The sequence below is a fragment of the Chryseobacterium daecheongense genome (genome assembly GCF_003729955.1).
Lineage (GTDB): Bacteria > Bacteroidota > Bacteroidia > Flavobacteriales > Weeksellaceae > Chryseobacterium > Chryseobacterium daecheongense.
On the sequence record NZ_RJTX01000001.1, the window covers coordinates 590,585 to 602,093 of the forward strand.

Sequence of the window (11,509 nt, forward strand, 5' to 3'; positions counted from 1 at the left end):
AGTGCCTTTTTGATTACATTGGTAGTCAATTCTGCAAAACTGATGGCCCTTAATAGTGATGGGATTATTGCCCGTTACTGGCAGTTCAATATTGGTGAATATAGTTTCCAGTTTTTCTATAATATGATGTTCTGCCTTCTATTACTATATCTTAATCTCTCCAAGGGTAAGTTTCTGAGTGTACTTAGAGAAAACAAAAAATACTGGAAACTCTACACATTTAATGCCTTGGTGGTTGTGGCAGCTATTGTGCTGGGAAGCGTGATCCATTCTTTGCTTTTTGGAGCTGTTCAACTTCCGGGTGGAAGAATGAGAGGATATTTTGCCCGGTTTCTGCTCAGCAGTATCATGATTGCTGTAGTTATCCGCCTTATTCTTCTGATGCGTGAAAGCAGAAATAAAGACCTGATCAATGAACAGCTCAATTCCGCCTACCTTCAGGCACAGCTGAGACTACTCCAGGAACAGCTTAACCCGCATTTTCTCTTCAATACACTGAGCAGTCTTTCCGCTATAGTCCGGGAAAATCCGGCTCTGGCCCAAAACTATATTCTCCATCTTTCCAAAATCTTCAGATATACACTGCTCCGTTCAGGCAACGATCTGGTAACCCTTGAAAAAGAACTTGAGCACCTGAAGTCCTATATCCAGCTGGTGAAAATGCGGCTGGAAAATACCTTTCAGATTTATATCAATATCAGCGAAAATCTTATACATAAGCAAGTACTTCATTTATCACTGCAACCCTTGGTGGAAAATGCGGTTAAACATAACAGGGCTACAGATTCATCACCTTTAGTAATAGAGATTTATGAAGAAAATACCTGGCTCATTATCCGAAACAATCTCCAACCCACCATCAGTGAGGCAGAGGGGACCGGACTTGGTCTTACCAACCTGAATGAAAGATATAAGCTGCAAACCCATCATGAGATAGAAATCCATCAGACCAAAGAATATTTCATTGTAAAGCTTCCCTTGTTATGACACAGAATTTACATATTGTAATTATTGAAGATGAAGCTGCTACCGCACGAAATCTAGAATATATCCTCAAAGAAATTAATAAGGATGCACAAATTATTATGACACTGCAAAGTATAGCAGAAGCAGTGGATTGGTTCACCTCAAATGACAGTGCTTATGATCTCATATTTTCAGATGTAAGGCTTTCTGATGGGTTATCATTTGAAATCTTCCGACAGGTAAACATAAGAAAACCTGTTATTTTTGTTACCGCATATAATGATTATGCCATCGAGGCTTTTCGGAACAACGGCATTGATTATGTCTTGAAACCTTTTGACGGGGAAGAAATACAGCGGACTCTGCTTAAATACAATACGCTTATTGCTTCAGATGTTAAAAATGAACAGACTAAAACAGCAGCCCTGTTGCAGGAACTTAAGTATGCAACGAAACAATATAAAAAGTCATTCCTGGTTCATTACTGCGGAAGACTTCTCCCAATAGAAGCGGCTAAGATCAATTGGTTCTACACTGCTAACGAAATAGTATATGCACATCTGGCTGATAGCAGGCAGTATGTGGTGGAATTTACACTGGAACAACTGGAACATGAACTGGACCCTGCTCTCTTTTTCAGAGCCAATCGCCAGTTTATCATTAATAAAAATGCCGTCGATGCCGTGGAATATTTCTTTAATGGGAGATTGCTTGTTAAGATACATCCTTTACCTCAGGAGCAGATACTTGTCAGTAAAGCAAAAGCCATGCATTTTAGAAAGTGGCTGGATCAATAATGAATTTCACCCCGGGATTTAGCAGGTTCACCCTTTTTTATCTTACAGGCAGCTATGGATATTGCTACATTTGTTTCATAAAATTAAAATTTTCAAAGATGCTTTTAAAACAAAAAAAACAATGGCCACTTCTTGTAGCGGCATTTCTGTGCATGATATTTACAAATGTATCGGCACAGGCAAAAAAATTAAAGGACAGTACTCCGGAACAGCGTGCAAAGATGCAGACGGAATGGATGAAAACTAAATTAGCATTAAATCCGACACAAGTTGAGCAGGTCTCTGCACTTAATCTTCAGTACGCCCAAAAGAATGACCCAATTCTGCAAAGTCACGAAGGTAAACTCTCTAAGTTCAAAAAACTGAAAGCTTTACAGAAAGAAAAATCTAATGCCCTAAGCCAAATTCTGGATGCAGGACAATATAAAAAATATGAGGAGATGAAAGATCAGATGGCTCAAAATATTAAAGACAAAAGAAAATGAAAAAACTATTGTATCCATGGGTAATGATTATGTTTATTACCGCTTCGGCATGTTCTCAGGACACTAACGATAATGACGAAACTGCTTCTCTTCAGTCAAAGCTTGGCAACAGCCTTCAGGGGCCCATACAAAAGCCTGCATCAGGATATGGTGCAGATGGAAACTATGAAGTGGCGGAAATTGATTTTAATAATCCACAGTACGCAGGAACGCAGATTTCAATTTTCTATCCAAAAGGGATTACTTCTCCCAGACCTACTATATTCTTTTCACACCCATTTGGCGGTGAGGATAAAGATTACAATATAGAGCTGTATAACTTTATTGCAAAGAAGGGCTATGTTGTGGTATTTGTCCCTTACCGTACTATTGATATCAGTGTTGATCACCGTTACCAGACCCTATGGGAAGGCTTCATAAAGGCTGCCACAGATTATCCCAACATTATTGACACTCAGAAAGTAGGCTTCATGGGGCATTCCTTTGGAGGCGGAGCAAGCATCGACCTTGCCTATAAAGCATTTACGGAAAAAGGCTGGGGACAGAATGCCCGTTTTCTTTTCATAATGGCACCATGGTATTCTTTTAACTGGAATAGTTCATTAACCACCCAGCAGCAATTACAAAGCTTTCCAGCCAATACAAAAATGATAATGCAGGTCTATGATGAAGATGATGTAAATGATCACAGAATGGCAATCGATATCTTTAAAAACATCAATATTAACAACACTGAAAAAGATTTTATTTATTTTAAATCATCTACTATTAATGGATATAATTATGTAACTGATCATGCCATGCCAAGCTCCCGAAAGGTTTTTGATGCATTGGACTATTATGGCGTATACCGTCTTTTGGATGCCATGATGGATTACAGTTTCAACGGAAATACCAATGCCAAAAATGTTGCTTTAGGGAATGGTTCCGCTGCGCAAGTCACTATGCCTTCTTACAATGGACAATCAATGATCCCATTAGAAGTAACCGATAACCCGTTGCCTAGTTATCCGCAAAGCAAATATCAATTTCAATGTGGAAGCAGCACTAATCCTCGAATTTCCTACTGTAATTAATTAAAAAAGAGAATGATATAACAGAAAAGAACTCGCATAATGCGAGTTCTTTTCTGTTATATCTTTATTTTCCAATTTTACCTTATAAAAGATCAACCACTGTTTCAATTTCTTCAAGGGTATTGAAATAATGAGGCGACAGACGTATTGCCGCATTGATGTTTTTATGAGTGAAATCTATTAATGCAGAGCTCTTATTGCTTATGGAAAAATAAACTTTACTTTGGGAAAAGACTTTCTGAATATTCTCAATTTCGTTATCCTTATTACAAAATGTGACAATACTCGCTAAATGCTTACCTTCATCCAGGACTTTATATCCCTTAGTATGAAGCCCAGTTCTAAGGGTTTCTGCTAATTTTCTGTTGTAATCTTCTATCTGATCCAATCCTATTGTATTGGCATATTTCACAGCCTCCGTCAGTCCCCGTAATGAACTGTAGGAAATTTCCCAATGCTCAAACCTTCTTGCTGTCTGGAAAATTTCATAATCATCAAATGCGGTCCAATTCGCTCCTCTCATGTCTAAAAATAACGGAACTAATTTCTGTTCCAAAACTTTGTCGGAAACATACAGAAATCCTGTTCCCCTTGGCCCCCGCATAAATTTTCTTCCCGTTGCGGTAAGAAAATCACAACCAATTTTCTGAACATCCACCTTCAATTGTCCTACAGATTGGCAGGCATCTACCAGGTAAAGAATATCATATTTTTTACAAATGGCTCCTACTCCCTCCACATTCTGGATCAGTCCGGAATTGGTGGGAATGTGAGTAACAGCTATTAATTTAGGATGATGTTTCTTGATTAAAGCTTCTAAATCCTCGAGATCAATTTCATGATCCGAAAGGTTTTTCACTCTTATAACTTCAATATGGAATCTCTTTTGAAGAGAAATAAAAGCAATCTGATTGGAAATATAATCGTCTATGGTTGTAATGATACAATCTCCTTCTTTAAAAGAAATACTTGATAAAGCTTTTGCATACGCATCCGTTGCACTGGTTGCAAAGGCTATATTGGAAGGCTTACCATTTAGCAGCTTTGCTGTTTCTTCATAAAACTGGCTGATTATTTCCTGATTTTTGTTCATGATTATATACCCTCCAAACTGTTCTTCTTGTTTGATGTAGTCAACCATCGTATTCACAACAATCTCAGGCATCAATGACGACCCTGCGTTATTTAAAAATATTTTATCTGAACAACCTGCTGTTTCCTTTCTTATTAAGTCTATATTCATTTTTAATAATGATTGGTATTCTTAAAATTTTATTCAAAATAAAAAGTCCTGAAAATTTTCAGGACTCATATAATATGGTTAATCTAAAACACTCCAGCCTCTTTTCGGATTGGCATTATTGGAAACTTCCTGTTCGTTGACAATAATGTTTTCTTTTCTCTGTCCGATATAATCCAGCTCACTTAATTTAGAGAAAATGATTTCCAGGCTTCTTAACATCTGCTGAATGTAAAGAAGAGGTTCTCCACAATTATGGTGGTCATAGTTCGTTTCCGCCACAATGGATAACTGATTCAGTAAAGTATGCGGTGCGATTTCACTCCATTCCAAGCTGTAATTCAGCATTTCTTCCAATTCTGCAGGAACCAGAACCTGTGTTGAATTATACAGTCGCAGAGCTAGTTTAGCAAAAGATTCGATCAGAAATACCGGCGGCTGCCATGGAATAATATTTCTGAACTGGAAATACATATCGCCAAATGTGTTCACCATCGTATTGCACAGGAATTTAACATTTTGAGCTAATGCTGTGTTTTGGTTTTTATGCGATGCCTTCTGAATGATCTTGAAAGCATATTGCTGTAAATTACCGATAGATTTGGCAAAACTATTATAATAATCCAGTAAAGCAGGATGACTCTGAATGGAAGTACATGGCGGAATAAAAGTAGAGTCCACCTGTGCTATATTTCCTTTTAAATCAACCTTTCCTACTACCAGATAATTTCCACCTGAATAGCTGCTGTTTAAAGACGTTACAGGTAATAGTTCTATATGATAATTCGGCTGTGCATTCGGATGACGTGGCGGAATTTCTTCAGGATCTATATCTCCAAAAGGTACTTTATCAAACGGATTTACAGAGATCAGAATATAATACTCTCCGTCTGCCTGATCTTCATTCATCGATTTGGCTAAGGATTTTACGCTCACTCTCCTGTCGTTGAGCTCGATTCTGTAACCGGCCATCGTAACGGCACTGCAGTGTTTGATTACTAACTGTACATCATTGGTAGCCGTATTGTGAACATCAAAGATCGTTCTGTCCGTAAATTCGTTGGAAATGGGTAAAAGTCCGTAATTATAAGTATTGATCCCAAGAGAACTGGAATCTCTGATGGTATCAATTAAAAAATTATCCTGATCATTCAGGTGCCTTTGGGAAACTTTCATCCCATCCACCCAATTGATTGCAAAATGTTTAATAGGCTGTATCATATTAAATACTTTTAAAATTTGTGATTATGGTTTTCTTGCAATTCCTTCCTCTTCATGCTGGATCACTCTTTTACAAATCACAACATCATTTTCTGCGATGTCATTAGTAGAGATATCCTGGTCGAAATCAATATATTTTCTGAAACTGAAGAACGATTTTTTAGTATAAAAGATCCAGTAATAAGGTTCTTTTTCACGATCCGTAAGGTGAATGATCGAATTGGGATTTTTATGGTTATAATCATCTACAACCCTGTAAAACCAATCTCCGAACGTAACCCCTGTCGGAAGCGTTTTAGCTTTGATTCTAAATCTGTTGGCGTCTTCCAGATTTTTACTCAATTCAACATTCAATACCATGAGACGGTCAAAATCCACCCCATCAAAGTCAGGAAGCTTTTGCTCCGGAGAATATCTCCATGTTTTATAAATATCAAAAGGAATGCTGATAAACTGGATATAACAATAGTAAAATATTCTCGGAACAAGAAATATCAGCATACTCGTAGCTGCCATTACAGGGTATCCTATTCCTTTGCTCGTCCATTTGAAAAACAGCACAAAAAGAAATCCTCCGACGACGATGCAGGTAATGGAAAGAATCGTCTCAAATAAAATACTCATCGACAAGGAATCAATATGCTTCTTAAAATACTTATCCAGTAAGTTCACATGAATAATTCCGAAAATAAGATAAATGATCTGTGCAATAAGATACCAGTAAGGATTGAACAGATTTTTGGCAAATCCGAAAAAGCCTGGCAAAGCAAGGCACAACCCGCATAGCAGAACATATATGATAATGACTTTAATTTTAATAGCCGGTTTATTTCTTCTGATCACTCCTAAAATGATCATCATTATAACTGCTATTAAAGGCATCAAAATATATCTCAAAAAGATCCCTTTTACTGAAGAAACTTCCATCTTATAAATTTCAAATTAATATTTTATTGGTGATTGTAAATATAGCAAAATATTTTACAGGAAAGTAGAATATCCGAGGCGGTTAGCGTTTCTTACATTATCTTCCAGCACGAAGGAATATTCTTTTTTCTCGGTGATAAAATTCTCTTCCACATCCACGGTTACCGGAAGAAAATAATCATATAAAGCCTGTAGTATTTTCCTGAAAGGACTTCCGGGAACATATTGTTTTACATTCTCATAAGGAATCGGACCTATATTCACGACCCAGTTTCTCTCCCCATCCATATGTCTTCCGCTTGGTATCAATGTAACTCCCAGTCTCGAATTTCCCAATAACATAGAATCATCATTTTCTTCTATATCATCAATAATATTAGGAGCAAACGTTACTTTCACCGGAACCTGGAGAAAAGCGGACAAACACCTTTCAAACCATTCCTTATCTCCCCTGATTTCATGAAAAAAAGGCAAAATATGGATGAAAATATAAGCATTTTGTTTGTCGAGCATATTGACCAAAGGCCAAAGTTCGCTGATGGTTTCCAGCAAAGTATCGGTATCACTGGAAATATCAAAATCGAACTCCTTAAGCAGACCGCTTATTTCCGTGAAAAATATTTCTAGCTCGAATGGGCGGAAAAATTTTCGGGCATCCTCCTCAACTTTCTTTTGCTTGCGGATTTCCCGCACCACGTTTTCCACATTTTTTCTGGAAGTCGTAAGAGACGGCGGATGAAACAGACCTTCCGGCAAATAATCATAAATCCCTTCCCGGTAAGTTTCTATCGTAAAAACCTCTTCATCAAAGCCCATATAATGGCTTGAAATACTCTTGATATCTTTTAAGTAAGCCCTGTCATTGATTCCTACTCTTTCTATGAAGATATTGCTTACCGCTCTATGGTATTTCAGAAGATTCACCGCTACAGCTTCAGCCTTGAAATCTGTCTGTAGCTTATTGTAATGCATGTCTACAATATTATTCTCATACATAGTGTTCTGTGATTTGGTGTTTCCTGTGATTATAGACTTGTAAAGATAATATATCTCATATAGTTGAAAAAATATTTTATACGTTAATTTTTCATTAAAAGACTAATTAATTGAAATAAATAAGAATAAAATACAACTAAGCAATAAATTTACGAAAAATCATGCAGTGAAACTTGATGTAATATTTCTGTAAGAATTTAATTTTATTTTAATCATAGTTCAGAAAGTCTACCCTATCTTTGCAGCCTGAAAATGTTATTGAAATGAAAAGTATGTATTCTAAAATTCTGATGTTGATGTTCATTTCCTCTTCTCTTTATTCATATGCATGGGGATTAACGGGACATCGGATTATTGCTGAAATTGCAGAAAACCATCTTTGTGGAAAAGCCCGAAGAGAGATCAGAAAAATGATGGGAAAAGAGCGTCTTGCCTATTGGGCCAACTGGCCGGATTTTATTAAATCTGATACTACGGGCGTTTGGAAGCAGGCTTCGGCATGGCATTATGTAAATATAGACCCACAAGTCGATTTCAAAGCTTTTGAACAGAACTTAAAAATGCAGGCAGGGCCAAGTTTATATACTCAGATCAACACGTTGTCTTCTCAAATAAAAGATAAAAATACTTCTGAAAAAGACAGAAAGATCGCATTAATCTTCCTTATCCATATCATGGGAGATCTGGCACAGCCTTTACACGTGGGAAGAGCTGAAGATTTGGGCGGAAATAAGATTGATGTAACCTATTTCGGGGAAAAAACCAATTTACACTCCGTATGGGATGGAAAGTTAGTGGATTCTCAAAAATACAGCTATACGGAATATGCATCGCTTCTGGATATCAAAACCAAAGACGAAGTAAAGCAGATACAATCCGGAACGCTGGAAGACTGGCTATATGATTCACACAAAATCGCTAATAAAATTTATGCTCAAACTCCAAATGAATCCAAGCTATCTTATGATTATCAGTATAAGTTCAATGAAACCATGGAAAGACAACTTCTTTATGGAGGTCTGAGACTGGCTAAAGTGTTGAACGATTTATTTTAATACATGATATCATTACTTATATATAAAGCGAAACTTCGGTTTCGCTTTTTTATATGAATAAAAATTCATATTTCTATTGATTATCAGAAAGTTCTATTAAAATTCAAAAATAATTAAAACTGGTGTAACCTTTTTGTATTTTCAAACGTATAATATATAGTAAACTCTTTTTTTGAGGATAAAATAAATGAGACAATTAAAAATCACTAAGCAGGTTACCAACAGGGAAACTGCTTCATTAGACAAGTATTTGCAGGAAATTGGTAAAGTAGAATTGATTACTGCGGATGAAGAAGTAGAATTGGCACAAAGAATCCGAGCTGGCGACAGAGCGGCATTAGAGAAGTTGATCAAGGCCAACCTTCGTTTCGTAGTTTCCGTTTCTAAACAATACCAAAACCAAGGTCTTTCTTTACCCGATCTTATTAATGAAGGGAACTTAGGACTTATGAAAGCTGCAAAAAGATATGATGAGACAAGAGGTTTCAAATTTATCTCTTATGCGGTTTGGTGGATTCGTCAGTCGATCTTACAGGCGTTGGCAGAACAGTCGAGAATTGTAAGATTGCCGTTAAACAAAATTGGTTCAATCAATAAAATTAACAAAGCATACGCTCACCTTGAACAGGAAAATGAAAGACCACCTTCTCCGGAAGAATTGGCAGAAGTTCTGGATATGAGCGAAGAGGATATCAAAGAATCGATGAAAAACTCCGGTAGACACCTGTCTATGGATGCACCTTTAGTAGAAGGTGAAGATTCTAACCTTTATGATGTATTACGTTCAGGAGAATCTCCAAGCCCGGATAAAGATTTGATGCTGGAATCTCTGCAGATTGAGATTGAAAGAGCATTGAATACGCTGACTCCAAGGGAGGCAGACCTTGTGAGATTGTACTTCGGATTGAACGGAAAACACCCGATGACCTTAGAGGAAATTGGAGAGACTTTCGATCTTACAAGAGAGAGAGTTCGTCAGATCAAAGAAAAAGCAATTAAAAGACTAAAACACAATACCAGAAGCAAGATCTTAAAATCTTATTTAGGTAAATAATTTTAGTGTAAACAAGTAATAAACGGAGTTTGATTTTTCAGGCTCCGTTTTTTTATATTTGTAAAATCATGGAAATGTATTTCATAATCGGCGGAATGCTCTGCTTTTTTGTATTCGGAAATTTAGGTATTCATTTATATTTTAAAAAGAAGCATCAACAATTCCTTGAATCATTAAAAGGAAAAGAATTCATATGGATCAAAAGCATCAATATGGAAATGGAATCATCTGGAAAACTAGGATATAGATATCAGTTCAATAAGGCTGATGTTGTCATTTTGGATGATGAGATATTTCTATTAATTTTTAACAAACCTATTAGACAAGCACAACCAATTTTGCAAATAAGCAATACTCATAATATATTTCCTTATGTTTCAAAGAAAATTGCTTTTGATTCAAAATTTATAGAGAAGGGTAAACTGAAAATTAAAGGAAGTTTTGGTGTTGGTCTAACTTCTGGAAAATATACAGTCTTTTTAAACTTTAATAATAAAGATTTTGATTTAAATTCTATTTTATAAATACAACTTTTAAACAAAACCTTACCATGAAAAATATTCTTTTCGTTTCTTCTCTTACAATGCTGTTGCTATCGTGTAAACAGGACAAATCTAAAAATGAAGATCTTATAGAAAATGCAGCAGAAAACACTACATCAAGCATTCCGATAAAAAGACTAAGCAACATACAATCAATGGTGGATGCTGTTTATTATGAACAAATCAAAAATGACGAAAGCTTAACAAATTTTGATGAAAAGTTTCATTCCTTGCAAGAAGATAGTCGTAAAATGAATCAAATGTATAATGATATTGTCGGTAAATCTGATGACTATTATTCAGATGCAGAAATACGTGCTAAAGGAATTAAAGATTCTGTTTTAAAGAAACAAATTATAAGTTTGCTGAAAGACAGTTCAATAAAGTATAATGTAAAAGTCGAAAAACTAAAAGAGCTTAAAAACCAGATAAACATCAATCATTATAAACTTTATGGCTTTTATGATGCGTTTAAAATCAGAAAAACACTTCCCGAAATTGAAAAATACCAAAATGCTCATCCCTTAAAAACAGACAGTTTAGATAACTTTATCAAAAAACAGAATGCTTTATTGAGTGAATTGAATAAATTAAAATAATAATTTTCCATTCAATAATTGTAAATAAACTTCCTGAAACCACTTATCAAGAAATAGGTTAATACATTTAGAGTTTTACATATTATGATACCTATAAAAATATTTAAATTCGAATCCAATCTTGAATTTGTCAGCAATCATCTTAACAATTTAAAAATTAATCATATTGCAGATTACGAGAAGAAATTGCTATTAGCAGATGAAAACGAAAAAGATAAGATTATTAATATACTCAATAAATTAAATCTGGATGAAAGTGATGTTGAACTGGAGGATGATGTTTTCCAAGAGTATGATGAATGGAATAACAATATGTATAACCCCGGATATTATACTGGAGGGAAATCTCCCTCATTTGATAATGCTAAAAGCAATTATTTAGCTTATGGCTTTGTAGCTCTTGTAAGTAGTTTGGCAGGCATGGCGGAATATATTAATTCTAAAAATTTCAGTAAAACTGGATTCTGGATTCTTTTTTTTATTCTATTGCTGATTAATTTATCTTTGTTTTATCAATACTTTAAACATAAAAGGAACTCCAATTGAGTTCC

General features: G+C 35.5%; 13 protein-coding genes. 9 read left to right on the forward strand and 4 right to left on the reverse strand.

Going from position 1 to position 11,509, the window contains the following annotated elements; genetic code table 11:
• Positions 1-42 precede the first annotated feature (42 nt).
• The 4 genes from EGI05_RS02720 (at position 43) to EGI05_RS02735 (ending at position 3,324) form a co-directional block, all read left to right on the forward strand.
• Positions 43-987 carry a sensor histidine kinase gene (locus EGI05_RS02720; protein ID WP_228428537.1) on the forward strand — a complete coding sequence of 315 codons (945 nt, stop codon included), beginning with the start codon at positions 43-45 and terminating at the stop codon, positions 985-987.
• Positions 984-1,763, forward strand: coding sequence for a LytR/AlgR family response regulator transcription factor (locus EGI05_RS02725; RefSeq protein ID WP_123261528.1), 780 nt, complete (start codon positions 984-986; stop codon positions 1,761-1,763). Before EGI05_RS02720 ends, EGI05_RS02725 begins: the two co-directional genes overlap by 4 nt.
• A gap of 98 nt (positions 1,764-1,861) precedes the next feature.
• Positions 1,862-2,248 (forward strand): hypothetical protein, encoded by a 387-nt coding sequence (locus EGI05_RS02730; protein WP_123261529.1) that lies wholly within the window; start codon positions 1,862-1,864, stop codon positions 2,246-2,248.
• A complete protein-coding gene (locus tag EGI05_RS02735; RefSeq protein ID WP_123261530.1) occupies positions 2,245-3,324 on the forward strand; it encodes an alpha/beta hydrolase in 1,080 nt (359 codons plus the stop codon). The genes EGI05_RS02730 and EGI05_RS02735 overlap by 4 nt, the downstream gene beginning before the upstream one ends.
• A gap of 82 nt (positions 3,325-3,406) precedes the next feature.
• Here EGI05_RS02735 and EGI05_RS02740 read toward each other — a convergent pair whose 3' ends face one another.
• From EGI05_RS02740 to EGI05_RS02755, 4 genes are all read right to left on the reverse strand, one after another.
• Positions 3,407-4,567, reverse strand: a complete 1,161-nt coding sequence (locus EGI05_RS02740) for an aminotransferase class V-fold PLP-dependent enzyme (RefSeq protein WP_123261531.1) — start codon at positions 4,565-4,567, stop codon at positions 3,407-3,409.
• Between the two features lie 78 nt (positions 4,568-4,645).
• Positions 4,646-5,785: a hypothetical protein gene (locus EGI05_RS02745; protein ID WP_123261532.1), complete on the reverse strand. Its 1,140-nt coding sequence runs from the start codon at positions 5,783-5,785 to the stop codon at positions 4,646-4,648.
• Between the two features lie 24 nt (positions 5,786-5,809).
• Complete coding sequence (locus tag EGI05_RS02750; protein ID WP_123261533.1) at positions 5,810-6,712, reverse strand: TssN family type VI secretion system protein; 903 nt, start codon at positions 6,710-6,712, stop codon at positions 5,810-5,812.
• A 54-nt stretch (positions 6,713-6,766) separates the two neighbouring features.
• Positions 6,767-7,708, reverse strand: a complete 942-nt coding sequence (locus EGI05_RS02755; RefSeq protein ID WP_123261534.1) for a type VI secretion system baseplate subunit TssG — start codon at positions 7,706-7,708, stop codon at positions 6,767-6,769.
• A gap of 263 nt (positions 7,709-7,971) precedes the next feature.
• On the opposite strand from EGI05_RS02755, the gene EGI05_RS02760 reads away from it, so the two are divergent.
• The 5 genes from EGI05_RS02760 to EGI05_RS02780 all read left to right on the forward strand — a co-directional run bounded on the left by EGI05_RS02760 (position 7,972) and on the right by EGI05_RS02780 (position 11,504).
• Positions 7,972-8,763 carry a S1/P1 nuclease gene (locus EGI05_RS02760; RefSeq protein ID WP_123261535.1) on the forward strand — a complete coding sequence of 264 codons (792 nt, stop codon included), beginning with the start codon at positions 7,972-7,974 and terminating at the stop codon, positions 8,761-8,763.
• Between the two features lie 187 nt (positions 8,764-8,950).
• The gene (locus EGI05_RS02765; RefSeq protein WP_002979276.1) at positions 8,951-9,817 is read left to right on the forward strand and encodes a sigma-70 family RNA polymerase sigma factor; all 867 of its coding nucleotides are present in this window, start codon (positions 8,951-8,953) and stop codon (positions 9,815-9,817) included.
• Positions 9,818-9,885: 68 nt separating this feature from the next.
• Positions 9,886-10,341, forward strand: a complete 456-nt coding sequence (locus EGI05_RS02770) for a hypothetical protein (protein ID WP_123261536.1) — start codon at positions 9,886-9,888, stop codon at positions 10,339-10,341.
• Positions 10,342-10,367: 26 nt separating this feature from the next.
• Positions 10,368-10,958, forward strand: a complete 591-nt coding sequence (locus tag EGI05_RS02775) for a hypothetical protein (RefSeq protein ID WP_123261537.1) — start codon at positions 10,368-10,370, stop codon at positions 10,956-10,958.
• Positions 10,959-11,042: 84 nt separating this feature from the next.
• Positions 11,043-11,504, forward strand: a complete 462-nt coding sequence (locus EGI05_RS02780; RefSeq protein ID WP_123261538.1) for a hypothetical protein — start codon at positions 11,043-11,045, stop codon at positions 11,502-11,504.
• Positions 11,505-11,509: the final 5 nt, after the last annotated feature.